This is a genomic window from Marinilactibacillus sp. GCM10026970 (genome assembly GCF_042660675.1).
In the GTDB taxonomy this organism is placed as follows: Bacteria; Bacillota; Bacilli; order Lactobacillales; family Carnobacteriaceae_A; genus Marinilactibacillus.
This window is the reverse complement of the sequence record NZ_JBHSUL010000027.1, coordinates 26,960-50,810: the sequence shown is the minus strand read 5'-3', so window position 1 is coordinate 50,810 and position 23,851 is coordinate 26,960. Positions and strand designations below refer to the sequence as shown.

Annotated in this window: 19 protein-coding genes; 14 read left to right on the top strand and 5 right to left on the bottom strand. The window is 36.8% G+C overall.

Features of this window, described 5'->3' with window-relative positions; all coding sequences use genetic code 11:
- The first annotated feature begins 42 nt into the window (after window positions 1-42).
- From ACFP65_RS07565 to ACFP65_RS07535, 7 genes are all read left to right on the top strand, one after another.
- On the top strand, window positions 43-507 hold the full coding sequence (locus ACFP65_RS07565) for a glutathione peroxidase (protein WP_379917328.1): 465 nt from the start codon (window positions 43-45) through the stop codon (window positions 505-507).
- 176 nt (window positions 508-683) lie between these two features.
- Window positions 684-2,090: a cryptochrome/photolyase family protein gene (locus tag ACFP65_RS07560; RefSeq protein ID WP_379917326.1), complete on the top strand. Its 1,407-nt coding sequence runs from the start codon at window positions 684-686 to the stop codon at window positions 2,088-2,090.
- A gap of 623 nt (window positions 2,091-2,713) precedes the next feature.
- The gene (locus tag ACFP65_RS07555; RefSeq protein WP_379917837.1) at window positions 2,714-5,581 is read left to right on the top strand and encodes a sigma-54-dependent transcriptional regulator; all 2,868 of its coding nucleotides are present in this window, start codon (window positions 2,714-2,716) and stop codon (window positions 5,579-5,581) included.
- A gap of 263 nt (window positions 5,582-5,844) precedes the next feature.
- Window positions 5,845-6,330, top strand: a complete 486-nt coding sequence (locus tag ACFP65_RS07550; RefSeq protein ID WP_379917836.1) for a mannose/fructose/sorbose PTS transporter subunit IIB — start codon at window positions 5,845-5,847, stop codon at window positions 6,328-6,330.
- A gap of 171 nt (window positions 6,331-6,501) precedes the next feature.
- Entirely contained in the window at window positions 6,502-7,485 is a 984-nt protein-coding gene (locus tag ACFP65_RS07545) for a mannose/fructose/sorbose PTS transporter subunit IIB (RefSeq protein WP_379917324.1), read from the top strand.
- 23 nt (window positions 7,486-7,508) lie between these two features.
- The gene (locus ACFP65_RS07540) at window positions 7,509-8,306 is read left to right on the top strand and encodes a PTS mannose/fructose/sorbose transporter subunit IIC (RefSeq protein ID WP_379917322.1); all 798 of its coding nucleotides are present in this window, start codon (window positions 7,509-7,511) and stop codon (window positions 8,304-8,306) included.
- 19 nt (window positions 8,307-8,325) lie between these two features.
- On the top strand, window positions 8,326-9,279 hold the full coding sequence (locus ACFP65_RS07535) for a PTS system mannose/fructose/sorbose family transporter subunit IID (protein WP_379917320.1): 954 nt from the start codon (window positions 8,326-8,328) through the stop codon (window positions 9,277-9,279).
- A gap of 52 nt (window positions 9,280-9,331) precedes the next feature.
- On the opposite strand, the gene rpoN is transcribed toward ACFP65_RS07535, so the two are convergent.
- Window positions 9,332-10,624 carry an RNA polymerase factor sigma-54 gene (gene rpoN / locus ACFP65_RS07530; RefSeq protein ID WP_379917318.1) on the bottom strand — a complete coding sequence of 431 codons (1,293 nt, stop codon included), beginning with the start codon at window positions 10,622-10,624 and terminating at the stop codon, window positions 9,332-9,334.
- 147 nt (window positions 10,625-10,771) lie between these two features.
- Complete coding sequence (locus ACFP65_RS07525; protein WP_379917316.1) at window positions 10,772-12,235, bottom strand: PTS transporter subunit EIIC; 1,464 nt, start codon at window positions 12,233-12,235, stop codon at window positions 10,772-10,774.
- Between the two features lie 247 nt (window positions 12,236-12,482).
- On the opposite strand from ACFP65_RS07525, the gene ACFP65_RS07520 reads away from it, so the two are divergent.
- Window positions 12,483-14,180 (top strand): M3 family oligoendopeptidase, encoded by a 1,698-nt coding sequence (locus ACFP65_RS07520; protein ID WP_379917314.1) that lies wholly within the window; start codon window positions 12,483-12,485, stop codon window positions 14,178-14,180.
- Between the two features lie 49 nt (window positions 14,181-14,229).
- On the opposite strand, the gene ACFP65_RS07515 is transcribed toward ACFP65_RS07520, so the two are convergent.
- Window positions 14,230-15,270, bottom strand: coding sequence for a GNAT family N-acetyltransferase (locus ACFP65_RS07515; protein WP_379917312.1), 1,041 nt, complete (start codon window positions 15,268-15,270; stop codon window positions 14,230-14,232).
- Between the two features lie 3 nt (window positions 15,271-15,273).
- A complete protein-coding gene (locus tag ACFP65_RS07510; protein ID WP_379917310.1) occupies window positions 15,274-16,038 on the bottom strand; it encodes a GNAT family N-acetyltransferase in 765 nt (254 codons plus the stop codon).
- A 516-nt stretch (window positions 16,039-16,554) separates the two neighbouring features.
- Between ACFP65_RS07510 and ACFP65_RS07505 the strand changes: the two genes are divergently transcribed.
- The 6 genes from ACFP65_RS07505 (at window position 16,555) to ACFP65_RS07480 (ending at window position 22,985) form a co-directional block, all read left to right on the top strand.
- Window positions 16,555-17,865: an ABC transporter substrate-binding protein gene (locus ACFP65_RS07505; protein WP_379917308.1), complete on the top strand. Its 1,311-nt coding sequence runs from the start codon at window positions 16,555-16,557 to the stop codon at window positions 17,863-17,865.
- Window positions 17,866-17,870: 5 nt separating this feature from the next.
- Complete coding sequence (locus ACFP65_RS07500; protein WP_379917306.1) at window positions 17,871-18,737, top strand: carbohydrate ABC transporter permease; 867 nt, start codon at window positions 17,871-17,873, stop codon at window positions 18,735-18,737.
- Window positions 18,737-19,561, top strand: coding sequence for a carbohydrate ABC transporter permease (locus ACFP65_RS07495; protein WP_379917304.1), 825 nt, complete (start codon window positions 18,737-18,739; stop codon window positions 19,559-19,561). Before ACFP65_RS07500 ends, ACFP65_RS07495 begins: the two co-directional genes overlap by 1 nt.
- 345 nt (window positions 19,562-19,906) lie before the next feature.
- Window positions 19,907-21,349: a murein hydrolase activator EnvC family protein gene (locus tag ACFP65_RS07490; protein ID WP_379917302.1), complete on the top strand. Its 1,443-nt coding sequence runs from the start codon at window positions 19,907-19,909 to the stop codon at window positions 21,347-21,349.
- A gap of 134 nt (window positions 21,350-21,483) precedes the next feature.
- Window positions 21,484-22,245, top strand: coding sequence for a TrmH family RNA methyltransferase (locus ACFP65_RS07485; RefSeq protein ID WP_379917300.1), 762 nt, complete (start codon window positions 21,484-21,486; stop codon window positions 22,243-22,245).
- Window positions 22,246-22,460: 215 nt separating this feature from the next.
- Window positions 22,461-22,985: an HD domain-containing protein gene (locus tag ACFP65_RS07480; RefSeq protein ID WP_379917298.1), complete on the top strand. Its 525-nt coding sequence runs from the start codon at window positions 22,461-22,463 to the stop codon at window positions 22,983-22,985.
- Between the two features lie 170 nt (window positions 22,986-23,155).
- On the opposite strand, the gene ACFP65_RS07475 is transcribed toward ACFP65_RS07480, so the two are convergent.
- Window positions 23,156-23,578, bottom strand: coding sequence for a hypothetical protein (locus ACFP65_RS07475; RefSeq protein ID WP_379917297.1), 423 nt, complete (start codon window positions 23,576-23,578; stop codon window positions 23,156-23,158).
- Window positions 23,579-23,851: the final 273 nt, after the last annotated feature.

The window sequence follows — 23,851 nt, the reverse complement described above, 5'->3', positions numbered from 1 at the left end:
TTTCTACCTAATTTTATAAGAATGAGAAAGGATTGAAATTGAATGACTATAGCAGATTTCACGGTAAAAGATTTAGAAGGCAAAGATGTAGAGCTTTCTAATTACACAGGTAAACCGATGCTAATCGTTAATACGGCTAGCAAATGCGGACTGGCTTCTCAATTAAAAGATCTTGAAGAATTATATCAATCTTATAAAGACAGAGGATTTGTCGTGCTAGGATTTCCTTGTAATCAATTTATGAACCAGGAACCGCTTGAGAGTGGAGAAATTGCTGAATTTTGCCAATTAAATTATGACGTAACTTTTCCAATGTTTGATAAGGTGAATGTCAATGGCGGAGATGCACACCCATTATTCAAACATTTAAAAGAAAAGACTGGAAATAAAATGATCAAATGGAATTATACAAAGTTTTTAATTGATTCAAACGGAGAGGTCATTAACAGATACGCTCCAACAACAAAACCTGTGAAAATTGTGGAAGACTTAGTTTCTATCCTTTAATAGACGATGAATGAACTGCCTTATACAGTATCGGTTATACAGAACCGACACACTGAATAAGGTGGTTTTTTATTTTGTCCTATCTATTAATATAAATAACATTGGGGATTTAATAATTGTATCTAAAAATAAATTGTGTCATACTTTTATTCTAAGTGTATTAAGGAGAGTGGAATATGGTATCCGTAATGTGGTTTCGAAGAGATTTACGATTAGAAGACAATATTGCTTTATCGCAAGCATTTGAAAAGTCAGAAGAGCTCATATTATTGTTTCAAATCAATCCGGAACAGTTTCTAAAAGATAGCATGAATCATGCGGCTTTCTTTACAAGTGTGCTTCATTTGAAAAAAGAAATTGAACAACAGGGCATGCATCTACAAATATTGCATGGAAATGTAAAAGATAGTTTTCAAAAGTTAAAAGAAGACGTACCCGATTGGTCCGATGTTTATTTTAATCAAGATGAAAAAGGATACGGGAAAAAGCGCGACGACTTGATGAGAACTTTTTTCAAGGAGAACGATATCTCTGTTCATTCTTATATGGATCATTACTTGCATGGTGCAGATGAAGTCCATAACAATTCAGGTGATTTGTATAAAGTATTTACCCCTTATTACAATAAATGGATTGAACTAGACAAACCCACTCCAATGAAAGTAAAGATAGACCAAAATAAGGTCATGAAGGAAGTTTTGTACGCTGATAATGAGGAAAAACTGGAAAAGATGGTTGAAGAGGCAGAGCTAGATATCAATTATAAACCAGGGACCCAGGCAGCAAAAGAGCAGTTGAAGATATTCATAGAAGAAAGATTAGATGACTATAAAGACGGAAGAGACTATCCTGATGAGGATAAAACGAGCCGATTATCTCAACATATGCGATTAGGTGAACTCAGTATTCGTACCCTTTGGGCCGCTGTACAAGCAGAAGCGAGTAACAAAAGTCAGCAAACTTTTTTAAAAGAACTTTGCTGGCGAGATTTTTACCATATGATTTATGTAGGAAATCCTAACCAAAAAGAACAGCCTATCAAAGAACAGTTTTCTCATATTCAGTGGGATAATGATGAAGAACAATTTGAAAAGTGGGTTCAAGGAAAAACCGGTTATCCGATAGTGGATGCAGCGATGAGACAACTAAGTTCGTTAGGGTGGATGCACAACCGTTTAAGAATGATTACGGCTTCTTTTTTAACAAAGGACTTATTGATTGACTGGCGCCGGGGAGAAAAGTATTTCCAGAAGATGTTGACTGATTACGATCCATGCAATAACATCGGTGGATGGCAATGGGCAGCTTCGACTGGAACAGATGCTGTTCCTTATTTTAGAATATTCAATCCAGCGACTCAATCTGAAAAATATGACAAATCTGGCGATTTTATAAGAGAGTTTGTACCTGAACTCAAATCCGTGAAAGATAAATATATTCATGCTCCAGAGAAAATGAGTAAAGAAGAACAAGAAGCTTGTGGTGTAATCATTGGAGAAGATTATCCGGCACCTATTGTAAATCATTCAACTGCTCGTAAACGAGCGATTTCGATTTATGAAGAAAGTAAAGACATCAAATAATAGAAAAATGCCCAAGTAATATATACAAATGAGCGCTTAGAATGCTGTGAATGTGAAAGTTAAGCAGATGAATAATTAACAATGTTCTATATATTCCCCTTTTGTATAAAGATTTTGAGATTAGAATGTAGTTTTTTTAATTAATTTTTTAAATATATTGTTGACTATTTCACATACTTGCTTTATAGTTCTAATTGTAATGGAAAGAGAGGAACTTTCTTATTTGCATTCTCTCCTCTTCTCTTTTCATTCATTGTTTCAAAGTGTTAGGGATTGAAAGAATCATTTATCTGATCCAGTCCCGTTCTAATATAAGACTATACCTCTGTCGTCTGATCCTCAACGACAAGTATATCATTTACGGGTATCCCTTACCGGGTGATAGAGAGAGAAAAGGTGTGGCCCTTTTTTCTCTCTACACTCTTTTTATTGAAATCATTTTTCCAATCAGTAGTGGAATAGAAGAATGAGCAGTAAGTAACATTTTGAATAAAACGAACACACTATAAGAGAAAGAGCATAAAGACTTATGTTTTTTCTTCTATAGTGTGTTTTGTTTGTGTGTTTTCTAGTGTATACTGTTTTTGAAGTTTCAAGTAGAGAAAAAACTTGAAAAGGAGCCTATCATGAAAAGAAAAGAGCGTATACTTGAATATGTTTTAGAACAAACTAAAGGATACACTAAGAAAGAACTCGAGTTAAAACAAGGTGTAACCACTCAGCAACTTTCAGACTCATTGGATATCTTGCGGAGCAATGTTTCAAAAGATTTAAATGCACTGGTTCGAGAAGGCCAGTTATATAAAATAGAAGGACGTCCTGTAAAATATATTGATATTAAACTCATGAGGCACAAACCACTTACAAAATATGTCTCTAGTTATAAGGAAACCAGACAACCTGTAACGAGATCAGAAACAGGCATCCATAATTTTTCTTTCTCATCAGAAGAAGATATATTTGAAACAACAATTGGTGCAAACGGGAGTATGAAGAATGCGGTAGAGCAAGCCAAAGCGGCTGTACTCTACCCACCCAAAGGGTTAAATACACTGATAACTGGTCCCACTGGCTCAGGTAAAACTTTTTTCGCGCATGCTATGTTCCGATTTGCTCAATCAAATGGAATGGTGGACGCTTCAAAAGAGCTCATTGTTTTTAACTGTGCAGATTATGCACACAATCCAGAATTATTAATGAGTCATTTATTTGGTTATTCCAAAGGTGCCTTTACAGGTGCTGTTGCAGATAAGGAAGGTTTGATTCAACAAGCTGACGGAAGTATGCTTTTCTTAGATGAAATCCATAGACTTCCACCTGAAGGTCAGGAAATGATTTTCTATTTCATGGACCATGGTACGTATAGCCGAATGGGTGAAACCGGTAAGGCTAGGGGAGCTGAGGTCAGAATAGTCAGCGCGACAACAGAAGATCCTGGATCAACTTTACTGGACACATTTATGAGAAGGATACCTATAAATATCCATCTTCCATCATTCAAACATCGACCAGCTAATGAACAAATCGACTTAGTGAAACTCATGGCAGGAATTGAAGCAAACCGTATTCAAAGAAGGATTAGTCTAACAGAAGATGTGATAAAAGCACTGATTGCAAGCGTTGGCTACGGGAACGTTGGGCAATTGAAATCTAATATTCAATTAGTGTGTGCTAGAGGTTTCATGCATCAAATGCACAAGGATGAAGTGAACTTAACGGTAATCGACTTGCCTGATGGGATTAAATCTGGTCTAGTGCAGTTATCTTCAGATCGTAAAGGTCAAACGGAATTATCGAAGTTTTTAGAACCAGTTATCACGGTTTCTCCAAATGAATCCTTTGTTAAGATGAAGGCCGATGCTTATGAATTGCCGTATAATCTTTATGACATTATCGGTGACAAAGCGGCGCTTTTGAAAGCGGAAGGATTAGATCAGGAATCCATTAACCATTACATTTCAACAGACATTAATGTTCACTTGAAGTCGTATTATCGAAATCACGGATTTTCATTTAATACGGAATCTAAGTTAGCTGAATTTGTAAACGTGGAAGTGATTCAACTGACTCGAATACTTTATGATTTGGTTAAAAAAAGATTGGGTCCTGAGTTTCAGCAGAATTTTATCTATGCCATGAGCTTGCATATTAGTTCTTTTCTGAAAAAAATTTATTTAGGAGAAGAGCGCAGTATTAATCACAATATTAAAGAGATGGCCATTGATTTTCCAGAAGAATATGAGGTAGCTAAAGAAATCCGAGAAATCATTTCAAAAGAACTCTCTGTTTCTATTCCAGATAATGAAATTTACTATTTAACCGTCTTATTGGTTTCTTTGAAAGACGAACAAGCTAAAGGAAAAGTCGGGATTGTTGTAGCAACACACGGTCAGTCTACTGCGAGTAGTATGGCAAGCGTTGTTGAAGAGTTACTAGATATCGAAAAATTACTCGCGATTGATATGCCATTGGATATGCCTCCTCAAACAGCTTATGAACGAGTAAAACAGGCGGTTACAGAAGTAGATGAAGGAAATGGTGTATTATTACTAGTGGATATGGGTTCCTTGTTTACTTTTGGAGATAAATTAACAGAAGAAACAGGCGTCGCCGTTAAAACGATAGACATGGTCTCAACAGCGGTTGTTTTAGAAGCTGTTAGGAAAGCCTCGCTAGTCGACACAGATTTGAATACATTGTACGATTCTTTGAAAATATTTAGAGGATATGTAGATACAGTCAAAACGAAGCCGATTGAGTTTGATTTAGCGAAAATGAAACCTCAAGTCATTCTTGCAGTTTGCGCAAGCGGAGAAGGAACGGCTCAGAAAATCAAAGAACTCGTAGAAGGTGCGATTGACCATAACTTTGAAATCGACTTATCTGTTGTAGCGTGCTCTGTAGCGGAACTGAAAGAACGAAAAGAAGAATTGAAGAAAAATTACGCTATTATTGCGACTACCGGAATCATGAACCCCAAGCTTGATGCGCCATTTATCCCACTAGAACAATTTATTGAGCGTGATGTAGCCGTTGTTTTAAATGATCTTGTTTCTAAAAACAATCATGCTTATCTTAAACCAGAATTAGACGAAGACAGCGCTAGAAGATTGTGTCAAAATTTTATTGAAGAGAGTTTCACTTTCATCAATCCGTCAAAAGTCATTGATCCACTTTGGTCATTTGCTCAAGAATTCTACACACTTTCTAATGGAACAAAAGATCAATATGCTTTCAATATCAACTTGATCATGCATTTAGCAGGTGTCTTGGAGCGATCAGTTTTAAATGAAGCACTGACGATTGACGTAGATGCAGATGAAATACAGCAGCATGAGCTCTATACGTCTGTAAAAAATATTGTTGGGAAGCTGGAACAACAATTGAACGTAAAGATCAGTCTTAATGAATACTATTATCTATATCATTACATTGAAAGTCATTTAAATACTGAAAAAGACAATCAGATCGATGAGATATTTGAAGATTAAATAAAACACTTAAAACACACTGACAAGTTGTATTGTTAGTGTGTTTTTTTAGTGTATCGAAGCAAAGCTTGTTAAACCGCTATTTTCTGTTTTAAAAAGTTGGCACGCTTCTTGCTTATAGTTAAGTGAGCACAGATAATCAGTCAGTGGATTATTTAAATTCACCACTCTAATTCTAGAGGGGCGTTTGAGAATATCCATTCACAAGTGACAAACTGAAAGGAGGATGCCATCAGATCGAAAATGGAGGGTGAAATTGGATGATGGATGTCAGATTAGCCCGAATCGATGATCGGTTGGTTCATGGACAAGTTGTAACTACCTGGACCAGAATAACGGGTATCAGCAGAATTCTTGTTGTCAGCGACGAAGTGGCTAGTAGTGAGTTGAGAAAGTTTTTACTCAAGCAAGCCGCACCACCTGAAGTGAAAACGAATGTTATGACAGTTGAAAAGCTCATCGAAGTATCGGATCATATCTTATTAGAAAACGTAAAAGTGATGCTCTTATTTACAAATCCGGCAGATGTGGCAAAACTAGTCAAGGCGGGTATTTATCTTGATACAGTCAATATTGGTGGAATGAAGTTTTCACAAGGCAAGAAGATGATTACCAACTTTATCTCAGTTGACGATCAGGATATCGAAGCGTTCAAGTTTTTGAATCTTCAAGGAATTGAGCTGGAAATCAGAAAAGTTCCCAGTGATCGTAAACAGAATTTAATTGAAGTTCTGAAGAAAGTAGATTGATCTTGTTTCACAATCCGAATTCTCATAACACTTGAGAAGACAGTATTATAGTGTATAAACCGTGTTCAAAATATAAAAAGTGGATTTGTATTGATCGATTTAATCGATTGCTCAATGAAACTAAAAAATATATAGCGGAACTACCAATCGCTATAGGTAGGAGGGAACTCAATGGTAGGAATCATCCTAGCAAGCCACGGAGAGTTTGCAGAAGGAATATTGCAATCTGGGTCAATGATCATCGGAGAACAAGAAAATGTAGCAGCAGTTACACTTATGCCGAGTGAAGGACCAGACGATATTCGTAGAAAAATGGAAAAAGCAATTGCTTCATTTGATACAGACGAAATTTTGTTTATCGTCGATTTATGGGGAGGAACACCATTTAACCAGGCGAATACTTTATTCGAAGAGAACAAAGAAAAATGGGCAATCGTTGCCGGCATGAATTTACCAATGGTTATCGAAGCGTATACGTCTAGATTCTCAATGGAGTCAGCGCACGAAATTGCTTCAGCAATTATCGGTGTTGCACAAGATAGCGTAAAAGTTAGACCGGAAGAATTGCAGCCAGCAACATCAGGTGCAAGTGCAAATGGAAACAGTGAGCCAAATCAAGCACTTCCCGAAGGTACTGTTGTAGGAGACGGTAAAATCAAGATTGGACTTGCACGTATTGATTCACGTCTGTTACATGGACAAGTTGCGACAGCTTGGTCAAAAGATGTTAATCCAACTCGTATTATTGTTGTTTCTGATGATGTGGCTCAAGATGATCTTAGAAAATCGCTGATCACACAAGCAGCACCACCAGGAGTAAAAGCAAATGTGGTTCCAGTTGATAAAATGATTGAAGTCTTCAAAGACCCTCGTTTTGGTAAAACAAAAGCACTACTATTGTTTGAAAACCCGACAGATGTTGTAAGAGCTGTTGAAGGCGGCGTAGAGCTTGAAGAAGTGAACGTAGGATCTATGGCACACTCTGAAGGTAAGGTCATGATCAACAATGTACTTTCAGTCGATCAAAAAGACGTGGACGCTTTTGAGAAATTAAAAGAACATGGTATTAAGTTCGATGTACGTAAAGTACCGGCTGATCAACGCAAGAACATGTGGGAATTATTGAAAAAATCTAAAATGACGAGAACGGTTTAAAACTAAGGAGGTAAAGAATAATCATGGGTATTGTATCTATAGTATTAGTATTATTAATCGCATTTATTGCCGGAGTCGAAGGAATCTTAGATGAGTTCCAATTTCATCAACCGATTATTGCTTGTACATTAATTGGATTAGCAACTGGGCAACCGGCTCAAGGTCTTCTGTTAGGTGGTTCGCTTCAGTTTATCGCTCTAGCATGGATGAATATTGGAGCAGCAGTTGCTCCAGATGCTGCATTAGCATCTATTGCTTCAGCTATTTTAGTTACTATGCGTGGCGCAAGTGTTTCTGAAGGTATCGCATTAGCAATTCCGTTGGCAATTGCTGGACAAGTTTTAACAATCTTTGTTCGTACAGCGACAGTTGCAATCGCGCATGCTGCAGATAACAAAGCAAGAGAAGGATCATTTAGAAGCGTTGAACTATTACATTTAGGTGCACTTGTTCTTCAAGGTTTGCGTATCGCAATCCCGGCTGCACTAATTATTGCAGTTCCAGCTGCACTTGTTACAGGGACTCTTCAAGCAATACCAGAATGGTTAACAGGTGGTATGGCTGTCGGTGGTGGATTTATTGTTGCAGTAGGTTATGCAATGGTTATCAATATGATGGCGACTCCTAAAGTATGGATTTTCTTTGCACTCGGTTTTGCACTTTCTGCAATTTCTGAATTGAATTTAATCGCAATGGGTATTATCGGAACTGTATTAGCTTTACTATATGTCCAATTCGCTCCTGAATTTAATCGAGGTGGCGGTGGCGGAGGAAATTCCGGTGGTGGAGATCCTCTAGATGATATCTTGAACGACTACTAGAAAAGGAGCGATGAAAAACATGGCAGATAATATTGAAAACAGTAAATACAAATTAAATAAAAAAGAGCGTATGCACGTAGCCTGGAGAAGCCAATTCCTTCAAGCTTCATGGAACTTTGAACGTATGCAAAACATCGGTTGGGCATACGCAATGATTCCAGCTTTGAAAAAATTATACACTTCAAAAGAAGATAGAGCACAAGCTTTAAAACGTCACTTGGAATTCTTTAATACTCACCCTTACTTGTCTTCACCAATTTTAGGTGTAACGTTAACACTTGAAGAAGAAAAAGCTGCAGGTAGAGATATCGATAATGCAGCGATTCAAGGGGTTAAGATTGGTATGATGGGTCCTCTAGCAGGTGTTGGAGATCCAATTTTCTGGGCAACCATTCGTCCGGTATTAGGAGCATTTGCAGCTTCATTAGCTTTAGGTGGTAACTGGTTAGGACCAATCATTTTCTTCTTAGTTTGGAATATACTACGTATGGGATTCATCTGGTACACACAAGAATTAGGGTATGTACAAGGTGGTAACATCACTCAAAACTTAAGCGGTGGCTTGATGCAGAAATTGACTCAAGGCGCTTCGGTTCTCGGTATGTTTATCATGGGTATTCTTGTTCCAAGATGGACTACAATGAACTTCCCGTTGGTATTAAGTGAAGTTGAATTAGATCCAGCTAACGTCATCAACTTCGGGGAATTAGCAGATCGCTTCAATAATGGTGAAGTTTCTGGAGACGTATTAAGAGACTTCGCTGAAAATGTTCGTAGTGGTTTAAGTACTTCTCCTGTAGAAGTAACGACTCTTCAAAACACATTAGATCAGTTATTACCAGGTATCGCACCATTACTATTAACTCTAGGCTGTGTGTGGTTGCTTCGCAAGAAAGTTAGTCCAATCACAATTATCTTTGGATTATTTGCAATTGGTATTCTTGGATTTGTTGTTGGTATCTTTGGACAATAATTTCTAAAAATAAAATGCGGTCCATTCTCAATTTGAGAATGGACCGCATTTTTTATGAATCAAATCGTTTTCGTTTAGAAGAAGCGGGAATATTAAGCTGTTTACGATATTTTGTAACAGCTCTTCTGGAAATCGTAATGTCATCTTCAGCAAGTAGATCGACGAGTTTTTGATCGGATAATGGTTTTTCTTTATTTTCATTTGCAATCAGGTTTTGTAGTTTCTGTTGAACAGAATGCGTCGATAGGGAATCGGCTCCTTCGTTTTGAAGCTTTCTGGATAGAAAGAACTTAAATTCGTATGTTCCAAAGTCAGTCTGGATATACTTACCATTGATTGTTCTGCTGATTGTAGATTCATGTAAATCCAATTCTTTAGCCAATTCACTAAGCTGAAGAGACTGAAGCGGACTCGTTTTATCAAAAAAGAAAGCTTTTTGTCTGTTTACGATAGCAGTACCCACACGCAAAATGGTTTCATTTCGCTGTTTCAAACTCTCTTGCAAATTCTGATATTCTTGTTTCTTATCTTTGATATAAGAGTGGACTTCTTTATCACTATGGTCGTTTAGTCCGGATACATAGTCTTGATCAAAAGATAAGACAGGTGTGTTTAGTTTTGCTTCTTTGATGATCAAATGTTGATTTTTAATTTGAACAATCAAGTCCGGCCTGATGGTGGTATCCAAATCACTTTGAAACTGCTCACCGGGAGAAGGATCTAATCGTTTAATATAATCGAAAACAGATTGGACTTCTTGGAGAGAAATCCTATATCTATCTGCAATCCATTTCCATTTGCGGTCCGCTAAATCCTGAAAAGATTCTTCTAGAATGATATACGCTGTTTCTGGAGCAGTATGATCACGTTCAGTTTGGAGCATCAAAGATTCCTGTAGAGAACGAGCAGCGATTCCGGCTGGTTCAAGTTGTTGAAGTAAAACCAGTGCATCCAACAATAAAGTTTTATCGGTTTTCGTTTCTTCAACAGCTTCTTCAATCGATTTTGTAGAGTATCCTTTTTGGTCTAACTGATTGATCCACCAGAAAATCATTTCTCGAATCAATGTATCTCTATAAGTGAGTAAAACTTGTTCTATTAAGTGATCTCTTAAACTTTTACGGTTATCAGGTATCCAGCCCATATCTTGATCAACTGGAGTCACTTCAGAGAGAGTACGAGGAAGCTTAACTTCTATAAACGGATTTTCAAGTGCTTTTGAATTCAAATATGCGATTAATTCATCTTGGTTAAAGTTGAGTATCTGAATTTTCTGTAGTAGGATAGGACTGAGTTGTTGTCGTTGAGATAAGTTGAGGTTCTGATTCAAGTCCAATTCGTTCACTCCTTTTTTCCTATGTGAATGATGAGTATTTTGCTTGTCGGTCCTTATAGTTTAACACAAATAAAGGCTTACTTTACAGAAGCGCTTAGATTTAAGCACATAAAAACGGCAGTATTCAAGTTGAGAATACTGCCGTTTTGTGGATTTTTATAAAGAAACGACAGAAGGTTCCATGGCGTCTTTTGGAATGCCAAAGAAATAAGTTGCAACAAATCCACCAGCATAAGCTGCTAGTAATCCTAACACATAAGCCCACCAAAGATTGTTCACAATTAATGGGATGAGTGCCACACCACTTGGACCGATGGCACTTGCACCAACACCACCGAATAGCCCAATGACGGCACCGCCAATACCACCGCCAATACAAGCGGTGATAAATGGTTTACCGAGCGGAAGGGTTACTGCGTAAATTAGTGGTTCTCCGATTCCAAGAATACCAACCGGTAACGCACCTTTGATCATTGTAGTCAGTTGTTTGTTTTTACGTGCACGTACAAGTATGGCAAATGCTGCACCTACCTGGCCCGCACCAGCCATTGCCAGTATAGGTAAGAGTTGCGTAGAACCGGTCTGTTCGATCATGGTCACATGAATCGGTGTTAATACTTGATGTAAGCCGAACATAACCATTGGCAAGAAGAGTGATCCTAATACAAAACCAGCAAATGCACCGCCGACACCGAGGATCCAATTTATCATACCAACAAGATTTGCCGACACGAAACCAGCTAATGGCATAATCAGAAATATCGTAGCCAAACCGACGACAAGTAAAGAAATCGTAGGTGTCACAATAATATCAATTGAATTAGGAACAACTTTACGTAATTGTCTTTCTAATAATGAAAGAATCCATACAGCTAGAATAACGCCGATGATACCGCCTTGATTAGGTGTTAAGGGTTCTCCCGTAAAGATATTGGGTAAGGGCATTTCAGGTATCATACCGGTCAGGTAAACGACCCCACCGATAATACCGCCTAATCCTTCAGTAGCTTTAAATACTTTAGCTGCATTGATTCCTACATATATATTTAAATATCCAAATAACCCTTGCTGAATAATACCTGCAACCAATACAAAATACTGCCAGTTTTCTCCCGATATCACTTCAGCTCTTAATAAATTAGAAAAGACAGAGGCGATACCGCCAATAATTCCTGCTCCAACAAATGCGGGAATTAAAGGAATAAATATACTTGCTATGGAACGTAAAACCTTTTTGAGAGGGGTCTGAGGATTATGTTTATTTTTGTGAGCGGCTTTGTTTTCGGCAGCCAATTGGTCCAGGTTGTCTGTATCTTTGGAAAACAATGCCTGGTCCTCAGAAGGGGTATCTTCTTCTCCAACAGCTAAGTTTGCAATGTCCCCCATTTCATTGGCTACTTTAGCAGCTAGTCCAGGGCCTAAAATGATCTGATACGTATCTTCTTCTACAGTTCCAAGTACACCATTAATCTGCTTTACCTTATCATCGTTCACTTTACTTGGATCTTTTATATCGACCCTTACTCGAGTCATACAGTTGATCAATGAATGCACATTACTTGTTCCGCCAATTTGCTCGTAAATTTCTTGAGCAAGTTTTTTCTCATCATGTTTTACCACGATTAACGCCTCCTTGTGTAAATTTTATGTAACGGTTTCTATGACCTTATCGTATCAGATTACTCGAGAAAATCAATAAAAATCCTTTTCACTTTATATATTATTTATATGAAATTTTATTTCATAACAAATCAATGTAAAATTAAGCTGAATGATGAATAAAGATAAGATTATTAGGCATCTTTCAAATTCTGACTGTGCTATACTATTTTTGTAAACATAATTTTTTTGTTGGGGGAGAAAAAACTTGAAATTTACAGATTATACTTATGAACGACCAGATTTTGAAGCTTATAAAGAAAAAGCAAACACAATCATTGAAACCTTAGAACAAGCAGAAGCACTAGAAAGTGTTATAGAATCGATCCAGAAAATGTCTGAACAAATGTCGACGCTCGAAACGATGATAAACATTGCATCTATTCGTTACTCGATCGATACGAAAGATGCTTATTATGAAGAAGAGGATCATTTTTGGAACGAACATCTACCTTTGTTCCAAGAAGTAGATACACGTTTCTATAAAGCCGTGACAGAATCTGGTTTTTACGAACAGCTAAAAACACATTTTCCAAAAACCTTTATTCAAAATATGCAATACGAATTAGATGCTTTCGATGCGTCTGCTATCACACTACTTCAAAAAGAAAACCAGTTAAGTAGTGATTATCAAAAACTGATTGCTTCTGCAAATGTTGAATATGATGGCAAAAAACTGAACCTTTCTCAATTTGGACCATATTTACAGGATACAGATAGAGATGTTAGAAAGTCGGCAACTGATGCACAGTGGAGCTTTTTTGAAGAAAATGAAGCCAAACTTGATGAACTTTATGATCAATTGGTGAAAGTCAGAGACCAAATTGCAAAAACTTTAGGCTTTAAAGATTTTGTTGAGTTGGCTTATGTGAGAATGAAGAGATATGACTATAACCGCGATATGGTGGAAGTTTACCGAAAACAAGTACTTGATTATGTTGTACCGGTCACAACGAAACTGGCTCAAAGGCAAGCAGAGCGTATTGGAATTTCAGACATGAAACATTATGATACACCCCTTCAATTCTTGGATGGGAATCCAATTCCTCAAGGGGATCCAAATTATATTATTGAACAAGGGAAAAAGATGTATCATGAGTTATCGGAAGAAACGGGTACATTTATCGACTTTATGTTTGACAAAGAACTCGTTGATTTACTTTCAAAAGAAGGAAAAGCCAGTGGTGGGTATTGTACGTATATACCTGATTATGACTCACCGTTTATCTTTGCGAACTTCAATGGTACTTCTGGAGATATCGATGTTCTGACTCATGAAGCAGGGCATGCATTCCAAGTATTTGAATCTCGTTGGATCAAGCAACCAGAAATCGTCTTTCCAACTTATGAAAGTTGTGAGATCCATTCAATGAGTATGGAATTTTTCACTTATCCTTGGATGGAACTCTTCTTTAAGGATCAGACAGAGAAGTATAAGTTTGACCATTTAAGTGGAGCACTGCGCTTTTTACCGTATGGTGTATTAGTCGATCACTTCCAACATGAAGTTTATGAACATCCTGAAATGAGTATAGAAGAAAGAAAAGCAACTTGGAGAAAGTTAGAAAAAGACTATCTACCTGAAAGAGATTTTTCTGATAGTGCCTTCCTTGACAAAGGAACTTTTTGGTATCGTCAAGGACATATCTTTGAATCACCATTTTATTATATTGATTATACGCTAGCGCAAGTTTGTGCACTCCAATTCTGGAAGCGTTCGTTGATAGATCAAGATAAAGATGCCTGGAACGATTACATGGAAATTTGCCGTGTTGGTGGAACGCAAAGTTTCTTAGAAATCATTGAAACAGCTAAGCTTCGCTCACCGTTTGAAGAAGGGTCGTTAAGTGATGTGATCAAAGCGATTGAAGTAGAATTAGATCAAGTAGACGATAAAGCTTTATAAGAAAAGAACGATTCCCTTTTAAGTTAGGGAATCGTTCTTTTAGTTTCTTTTAATTGTTAGAATCCATTTCTTTTAAACTATGTTCGATTTCATTTGCTTTCTTAATTTTTTCATCTAGTTCATTTTCCAATTCTTTGAGCTCGTTTTCCAAGAATTCAATCGATCGATAAGCTTCTGATAAAGAAGCATCGACGGATTTTGGATACTCAGAGTTTTTACGAGCCTCACCGCTGACGCCATGAAGCATCCAAGGAGAAGGAAGTTCAAAAGGATGGTTATTTGGAAGCAACTCGGCTTCAGTTTCTGTTAAATCTATCCAGACAATGGTTTCTGAATTTTCTAGAAGTGTTTTGGAATAATTGGATTGAACCGTATTCCATAAAGCTTTTTGTTGAGTGAAATCATCCCAAGGATAAATTACATGCAGGTAATGACCACCTTTATCTTCTTCGCACAAAATAACGTAACGGGATTGATCTTCGTTTTCATAGAAATTCCACTTCCCTAGAAGTTCTTCATTGAAGAGTTTTTCTGAGGCAGGGAAGGGATAATAAGCTTCAAAAGGAAAGATCTTTTTAGAAAAAGAATCACTTAAATAAGTTTGAGCCAACCAATTCTGCTTGCGGCCAAGATCTGTAAACTTAGTCCAAACAGTAGAATCTTCGTCGGATACCAATAAAGAAAGGTCTGTGGTCTGTGCAGCGTACAAAGTAATTACATGAGGTAGACCGATTTTACTTAATACTTTTTGAGCGGGTAGATTATGCTTTTCTGTGTTCGCGCCTACGAATACCACTTCAGGTAATTGAAGTGACAATTCCTTAACATACTGAAGAATTTCAGTAGCGTAATTTTTCCCACGAAAACGAACATCGCTTCTTAATCGGCCGAGCATAATGAAATGATTTGCAAAGATAGTATACCCCGCAGTGCTGACTAACTGTTCGTCTATAAATAAGCCGAACAATCTATTATCTCCGTCTGTAAGGCTAGGGTATGCTGTAAGCATATAATCATCTTCTAATCCAGTTTGCATAGATTTGTATTGGTCATAATCAAATTTGTTTAATTGTCTGATTTCTTTATTCAACAACTATTCCTCCTGGCCTCCTAAGATCTTTTGGGCAGCTAATTGATACCCAGTGAATGCATACCCTTGTTTCAGATACATTTCCCGTGGGGTATCATCCGCATCCGCTACGAGTATAACTTGTTTTTTCTTTTCTTTAGCCATTGTCATGACAGCAGTCTGTAATGCAGCCGCAACACCTTTATTTCTGAAGTCCTCAGATACATAAAGATCATCTATTTCAATGCTTTCTTGCCCAATAAGTGCGATAAGAGATCCAACTGGAGTACCATTGATATAAGCGATGAGTGGACAGATAAAATCGGATTCTATAATAGATGTATAAAGATCTTGCTTCATATCCGCAAATAAAGAACCGTAAGTTAAGTCTTGAGGATAATTCAATTGCTTGAAATCCGCTAATTTTTCTTCAGAAACGGGTGAAACATGTATATTTGAAGGAACTTTAATAGAGAAATGATTAGGGTCAATCTGTAATAACTCAAGCATTTCAATCTGATAGCCTGATTCTTCAAAGTAAGCAACAATTCCAGGGGTGAATCCTTTGTCTTGTGGCCAATAAAATTTAAGATGTTCTAGTCCTTCTTCTTCGTGAAAAGCAAGCTGTATGTTTTCGATTAGCTCAAATTCAGCAAGCGTCGGTTGATACTTTAGAATGAAAAAATTTGAATCGTATCTATATGGAAGATATTCGTTAAAATATTGCTGAAAAAATTCGTTTTCGTCAATCAAGTTGCTGTAGCGATAAACATGATCAAAAGTAATCAAACCTTGTCATCCTTTCTTATCTTTTAAAAGACTACCTATTATCGGAAAGTATATTATTTACTTGAAAATGGATAGGCTACAAGTTGGTTAAGCCTATCCAATTATACTTCAATTTGTCTGAATCATAAAGAGAATCGAAGTAGATTGTATAATCATGATTTATTTTGTGTAAATAATCAAAAATATAACATTTATAATATGAGTGTTTTCTAATAAAGTAAATTTTGTTATTTATCATGAATTTAAAGATGCATAAAACGTATGAAAAATAGAGTAAACCATATTTGTATAGATAGATTAGGTTAGGTTAAAAACACTTATAATTTATTTTGCTTCGATGACAAAAGTTGCTTCAAAAGCATTTTGCTAAATATTTTCATTTCTGTGAGTCTATCTGCTACTAGTTTTTACATATATTATGTTAAAATTAAAAAAGAAAAAAGGATTATCAGAATAAATATACATTAATTAACATTCATGATAATATTTTTACAATTTTATAAGGGAGTGAATATCATGGAAATGAAGATATACAAATCATTGTTCTCATTACTTTCAGTACCATTATTGCTGGCCGCATGCGGAACTGGTGGAACAGAATCGGGTACAAGTGACGAGGGGACTGAAAGTAGCGTTGAAGGTGGAGTTGTAAAACTCGACTTCTTTAATCAAAAACCGGAGATTACTGCTCAATTAGAGGAACTCGCGCAGATGTATGAAGAACAAAGTGAGGGTCAAACACAGGTGACGATTACAACAGTCGGAAGTGGAGAAGGTTCTGCTGGACTACAAGCACGCTTTTCTTCTGGAGATGAGCCCGCAATGATGATGCTAGGTGGATTACCTGAAGTTGAGCGTTATAGTGATTCATTGCTAGATGTAACAGATCTAGAAGTTTCTAATACGTTAATCGATGGCACGTTAGAAGGCGGAATGATTGATGGCGTACCACTTGGTATTCCACTTAACTTAGAAGGCTTCGGCTGGATGTATAATCGTGAAATTTTTGAAGAAGCAGGCGTAGATCCTGAATCTATTCAAAATTATGATGATTTTGCAGCAGCAGTAGAAACACTTGATAGCCAGAAAGAAGCGTTAGGAATTGATGCGGTTTTTGGTTTTAGTGGTGGAGAAAATTATATTGCGAATCAATTTTCTGCAAACTTCACAAGCCCTGAATTTAATGAAAGTATTATAGAATCGTATGAAGCTACTGAACTGAACTGGGAGTACGGAGATCAAATGAAGAAATACACAGATCTCTTTAATGAACATAATGTTCAGCCAATCTTAACAGTCGATTATAGTCGTTCTGTTGAAGAATTGTTTGTAAATAATCGAGTTGCGATGGTTCATCAGGGAATTTGGATTGTTCCTACACTAAATGACATTGATCCAGAATTCGCTCAGGAAAAATTAGGTTTACTACCGGTTTACGGTGAAAATGATACAGAAGGTAAAATTATAGCAGGAGCGCCGTTTTATATTGGTGTAAATAAAAATCTGGATGAGGCAGTAGTTGAAGAATCGAAAAACTTCTTGGACTGGATGTATTTGTCTGATGAAGGTAGAGAAATGATTGTTGGGGACTTGGCCTTTGTACCTGCACAAGAAGGATACGAACCGAGCGACATTGCCGACCCTGTTTCAAGCGAATTATACCAAGCATTACTTGATGGAGAAACTGGCGCGATGACACATAAGCAATATCCGGACGGATGGTTCCAACAAGTCCTTTATCCAGAATATCAGAAATATCTGACTGGCGATCAGTCGTGGGAAGATTTTGAAAATAATACAGCGGAAGCTTTTAAAGAAATGCGGTGAGTTTGATGCAAGGTAAACATAATACAGCATATTATTGGGCATTTGTTTTGCCTTCAATTTTAGCAGTATCAGTCATTATACTGATTCCACTGATTCTTGGAATCGGTACATCTTTAACAGATTCAGATGGATATACTTCTTCTTTTATCGGTCTTCAAAATTATCTGAATTTGATGAAAGATACTCAATTTTTGAACAGTTTGTGGTTTACATTAAGATTCTCGTTTGTAGCCGTTATCCTTGTCAATGCAATTGGTTTAGGATTAGCGCTACTTGTAACTCAGAAATTAGGGAAAGTCGGTACGCTTTTTAGAACGATATTTTTTATGCCGAACCTAATTGGTGGGATCATTCTTGGATTTATCTGGCAATTTATTTTTGTCAGAGCGTTTGAGGGAATTGCTACAGCAACTGGGATATCATTTTTTAGTGCCTGGTTGTCAGATTCCTCTACAGGATTTTGGGGTATGATCATTGTTTTCTTATGGCAAATGAGTGGGTATATCATGATCATTTATATTTCGTTTTTGGCGAATATTCCTAAAGAACTGATTGAAGCAGGATTTATGGATGGTGCAACTAACTGGAAAGCCTTTTGGAATATTAAGTTTCCGATGCTGGCACCGGCATTCACGATTAGTTTATTTTTGACTTTAGCGAATGCGTTCAAAATATACGATGTCAACTTGGCGCTGACAAATGGTGCGCCATATGGTTCAACTGAAATGGTCGCAATGAATATTTACAATACTGCATTTTATCAGTACCAACAAGGATATGCACAATCTAAAGCGATTATATTTCTACTTCTTATAGCGGCAATCTCTTTAACACAAATTCTTATTACACGGAGAAAAGAGGTTGATTTATAATGAGTAGCGTGAAAAGACATAAATCGCTAGTTTTCTTAATGGGTACGATTTTATCTTTAACTTGGATATATCCGTTTGTTATCATATTTTTTGGTTCATTTAAAAATAGATCTGAGATTTTTACAAACACACTTTGGGTACCAGAAGATGTTGTAACGGATAATTACCCAAGAGCCTATGAAAGTTTGGAGTTTGCAAGCAGTTTTTTCAACTCGTTGTTGATTACCACAGTCAGTATTATCATTATTGTAATATTTTCTTCTATGGCTGCTTATGCACTAGCTAGAAAGAAAAACAAAATGAGTAATGCTATCTACTTTATGTGTGCGTTAACTATGCTGATTCCTTTTCAGTCTGTTATGATTCCATTGGTTAGTATGTTTGGACAAGTCGATCTTCTTAACCGATTTGGACTTGTTATCATGAACTGGGGATTCGCAACGAGCATGTCAATCTTCTTATACTATGGGGCTATGAGATCAATCTCAGTTTCACTAGATGAAGCAGCCTATCTCGATGGAGGGAATCCTTTGCAGATATTCTGGCAGGTGATCTTTCCCATATTGAAGCCGACAACTGTAACAGTGATTATCTTGAATGCCATTAGATTATGGAATGACTTCTTACTACCTTCTCTTGTTATTAATAAAGAAGGCATGCGGACGATACCGCTTAGAATGTATTATTTCTTTGGTGAATACACTGTTCAATGGGAGTTAGCGCTAGCAGGTCTAGTGTTAGCGATCATTCCAATCATTATCTTATACATCTTTCTTCAAAAATATATTGTTGAAGGTGTTACAGAAGGCGCGACAAAATCTTAATAAAAGGATATTCGAAAGATGCAGAGCAAATGAAGCTCTGCATCTTTTTTGTGCCATAAGTTGTCAAATTTTGTCAAAAATTGTTCACTGTAAAAGAAGCAAATTAAAATTAAAAGAAGGATGTTATATTTTTAAAGTGCTGAGAAATAGGCATTTCACCCAAATTTTTTGTTCGAATTTTCGTCAAACAATACAGTTTTGTAACAAATTACAGGATGATTTGTCATAAGAATAAAATCTTAAATATTCAAAAAACGTGATAGGATTAACTTAGTCAACCAGAGAGAAACAAGTGACCAAGTCACAAGTAAAGAAATTATAAAAAAGAATGTAGGAGTCGTTAAATTGATTAAAAAGAAAGTATTTGCCGTAGTAGCAGCATCATGCCTTAGTTTTCCAGTATTTGCACCCATTCAAGCATCTGCTCAATCTGATCGTATGGAAGAGTTACAAAGAGAGCAGCGTGAACTGAATGAGAAAAACAAATCTTTAGATGAACAGATTCAGTCAAAAGAACAACAAATGGAAAGTTTGCAAGAAGAACGTACTCGACTGGAAGAAGAAGTGAGTGGTCTTCAAAAGAATATCGATGAATTGGTTTTGAAGATTGAAGAACAAGAAAAAGATATCGAACGTATTGAAAAAGAAATTGAAGCATTACAAGCAGATATCGATAGATTAGAAAAACAAATTGAACAAAGAAATGAACAGTTAGAAAATCAAGCAAGATCAGTACAGACAGAAGGAAATGCCTCTGATATTATCAACATGGTCATATCTGCCGAAGATTTTTCTGATTTAATTGGACGTATCGGTATGGTTTCTCAAATCGTATCTGCGAATCAAACAATCATGCAAGCTCAAATGGATGATCAAGAAGCTTTAGAAGCTGCAGAGCAATCAATCAAAAAAGAAAAAGAAGAAGTACAAACAGTAAAAGCTCAACTAGAAGTGGATCAAAACAATTTAATTGCACAAAGAGTGGAATTAGACGATAAGATTATCCAAGTTGCAGAACGTTTCAACATGACTGAAGAAGAAAAATCTTCATTCGTTTCAGAACAAACACTTGTAGCACAACGAACAAGTACACTAAGTGCAGAAATGCAAGAAGAGCAAGAACGTATTATGGAAGAACAAAGAAGAATCCAAGAAGAAGCTCGTCTTGCCGAAGAGAAACGTCAAAGAGAAGAAGAAGAAGCTTATAGATTAGCAGAAGAAAAAAGAGTAGCGGAAGAAAAAGCAGCAGAAGAAAAAGCAACAAGTGAAAGAGCCGCAGCTAGAGCTACAGCAGAAAAACAAAAATCAGAGGTAGCGACTTCTACTTCAAAACCGTCACAACCTGAATCAACGCCAGCACCATCAACACCGAGTACTCCTGCTCCATCAAAACCAAACAATAGTGGGGGTTGGACAAGACCGGCTAGTGGACGTATATCTTCTCCGTTTGGTTACCGTACGCACCCAATCAGTGGAGAACGGAAACTTCACAGAGGAATCGATATTGCCGGTGGTGGACCTATTGTCGCTGCAAAATCTGGTAAGGTTGTTACAGCTTCCTTTGGTGGTAGCTATGGTTACCACGTCAAAATCGATCATGGTGATGGAACTACTTCACTTTATGCACACATGTTAGCGGGTCTTAAAGTGGCACCTGGACAAACTGTTTCTCAAGGACAACAAATTGGTGTCATGGGCTCGACAGGTAGTTCAACAGGCGTTCACTTGCACTTTGAAATTACAGTAAATGGAAATCTTGTTAACCCTCTTTCTTATATCGGAGGATAACTAGATGACTAGAATCGGAGAGCTGCACTACTAACGTAGATGTATGCTCTCTTTTTTTGTTTAATTAAACGATTATTCGCTGCTCAATTTGGATTGAATTATGTTAAACTATTCTTTGTAAAAGAGAGGACGTTATGATGGAGAAGATTGAATCCACAAAAAACCAAAAAGTCAAAAATTGGAAAAAGCTTTTGACCAGAAAAGGTCGAAATAAAGCGGGACAATACTTAATTGAAGGTTTTCATTTAATAGAAGAAGCTATTCGTGCAAATATAATCATTCAATGTTTGATTATTAGAGAAGATGTCATGAATAGCGAGTGGGTAGAGAGTATAGAATCGGTAGAAACTTATGAGGTATCTTCTGAAGTGGCTTCAGAACTCGCAGATACAGGAACCACACAAGGGGTTTTTGCTGTGCTAAACATAGAAGAAAGAAAAACTGAAACCGTTGAGAAACCGTACCTTTTTATAGATGCCGTTCAAGATCCTGGAAATGTGGGTACACTTATTCGTTCTGCAGACGCGGCTGGATTTGGCGGTGTAGTGCTAGGTGAAGGATCAGCAGATTTATATAATCCTAAAACTTTAAGATCAACCCAAGGAAGTCACTTTCATTTAAACGTAATCAGTGGAGAACTAGAGCGATGGGTGGGATCTTTTCAAGCTAAAGGATATGCAGTTTACGGAACAGCATTGGATGAACGAGCTGTTGACTACTCTAATGAAAAACAAACACAACCTTTTGGTCTGATTGTTGGGAACGAAGGAGCGGGTGTACGTTCTGAGTTACTAGAGGTCACAGATAAAAATTTATATATACCAATTAAAGGGCAAGCGGAATCTTTGAACGTTGCAATTGCTGCTAGCATCTTGATGTTTTCTATATATCAATAAGAGAGCTAACTAGATTGGGACAAAATAAGTAATTATAACGGAAATTTGACAATTTCCGTCTATTAATAATGTAAGCGTTTTTTATCCAACTAAATGCTTTAAATATAATTCCGTTAGGATTAAGATATGGAACATAAGCAATTAACGATTTGCATAAAACATTCTATTAAATAAAATGACTATAGATATCAACCGTAGCATAAAGGAGACGTTTCATGGAATTTGTTCAGTCTATCTGGGAACAGGATCTAGAATATGTAGCTTTAATTAATGATCTACTTGAAAATGAAGATTTGCTTAAATTAGAAACCATTACGCATCACCACTATACAACGCGTTTGACACATTCGCTTTTTGTTTCATATGTCAGTTACCGTATAGCTAAAAAAATGAATTTGAATGTAAGGGCAGTTGCTAGAGCAGGTCTCTTGCACGATTTCTTTCATGAAGGACGAGAAGAAATTGCTGCTATGGAAATGGGCTCACACAATTGTGTGCATCCGAAAATTGCTGTGGAAAATGCAGCAAAAATTACGCCACTAAGTGAACTTGAAAAAGATATCATTTTAAAGCATATGTTTTTGTGCTCAAAAGTTGGATTACCACGATACAAAGAGAGTATGATAGTAACTTGCGTAGATAAATATTGTGCAATCAGTGAAGTGTCCCAACCATTAAGAGAAAAGACAAAAGCGAAAATGGCGAATTTAATTTCTCGAATACGCCTAGTACACGCATAAATGGATTAAAAGTGATTCTTTAAGAGGATCTCTTCCACTACTTTACAAGTAAAAAAAGCAGGAGTTGGATTGTACACATGTGTGCAATCCAACTCCTGCTTTTTTGATTGTCTAGTTTTAAGGTACCATGTGCGGAATAAGGGGGATTCAGATAAGTGATGAACGCGATATTATAATGGGGCGTTGATCAGCAGTTCATTTTCAACTAAATCAACCACTTTGAAACGATTATCTTCTTTAATATAAATGGATTTAAACATCTGCTCGTCACCGTCAGTAAATAGAATGACCCTTGTTCCTGGGTTATCTGTAATGAGGTAAGCATCTAGTTGAGAAGGATCGAAAGTATCTTGATCAGCAAATTCTTCGTAATCGCTTAAATCAGAAATCATCTCAGCATCCTCTAGATCTTCATCCTCTACTGGTGCCATTTCCTCTTCAGTTGCAGCGGCCTCTGTTACCTGAGTTTCATCATCTACAGCAGCTTCTTCTTCTTGAGTAAGTGTTGTCTCTTCATTTGCTTCATCTGTATCTCCTGCATTGCAAGCGCCTAGTAAGCTTATGCTTAATAGTAAACCAATCATCTTTTTCATATAAATGCTCCTCTGTTAGAATGATGGTTTAAGTATACAAAATATCTAATGATTCCTCAAAAGATAGGGATTCAGGCACGAAATAGGTTGTCTCTGTTGAAAAATAAAAATGGATACTGTATCGTTAACTTACAAATACCGCCTTGAAATAGACTAAATAATCAGATATGATGAATTGTCGATTGGAAAGAGATGGTTAAAAGGAAGTTTCGACTCAAAGTACATGCTAACCGCATGTTTTTTTGAGCATATCCTAACTAGTGAATTTGGAGG

Excerpts from the sequence above, each read along its gene's own strand:
- ACFP65_RS07565 (WP_379917328.1), top strand. The coding sequence starts at position 43 with ATGACTATAGCAGATTTCACGGTAAAAGATTTAGAAGGCAAAGATGTA.
- ACFP65_RS07560 (WP_379917326.1), top strand. The coding sequence starts at position 684 with ATGGTATCCGTAATGTGGTTTCGAAGAGATTTACGATTAGAAGACAAT.
- ACFP65_RS07550 (WP_379917836.1), top strand. The coding sequence starts at position 5,845 with ATGGATGTCAGATTAGCCCGAATCGATGATCGGTTGGTTCATGGACAA.
- ACFP65_RS07545 (WP_379917324.1), top strand. The coding sequence starts at position 6,502 with ATGGTAGGAATCATCCTAGCAAGCCACGGAGAGTTTGCAGAAGGAATA.
- ACFP65_RS07540 (WP_379917322.1), top strand. The coding sequence starts at position 7,509 with ATGGGTATTGTATCTATAGTATTAGTATTATTAATCGCATTTATTGCC.
- ACFP65_RS07535 (WP_379917320.1), top strand. The coding sequence starts at position 8,326 with ATGGCAGATAATATTGAAAACAGTAAATACAAATTAAATAAAAAAGAG.
- ACFP65_RS07505 (WP_379917308.1), top strand. The coding sequence starts at position 16,555 with ATGGAAATGAAGATATACAAATCATTGTTCTCATTACTTTCAGTACCA.
- ACFP65_RS07500 (WP_379917306.1), top strand. The coding sequence starts at position 17,871 with ATGCAAGGTAAACATAATACAGCATATTATTGGGCATTTGTTTTGCCT.
- ACFP65_RS07495 (WP_379917304.1), top strand. The coding sequence starts at position 18,737 with ATGAGTAGCGTGAAAAGACATAAATCGCTAGTTTTCTTAATGGGTACG.
- ACFP65_RS07485 (WP_379917300.1), top strand. The coding sequence starts at position 21,484 with ATGATGGAGAAGATTGAATCCACAAAAAACCAAAAAGTCAAAAATTGG.
- ACFP65_RS07480 (WP_379917298.1), top strand. The coding sequence starts at position 22,461 with ATGGAATTTGTTCAGTCTATCTGGGAACAGGATCTAGAATATGTAGCT.
- ACFP65_RS07475 (WP_379917297.1), bottom strand. The coding sequence starts at position 23,578 with ATGAAAAAGATGATTGGTTTACTATTAAGCATAAGCTTACTAGGCGCT.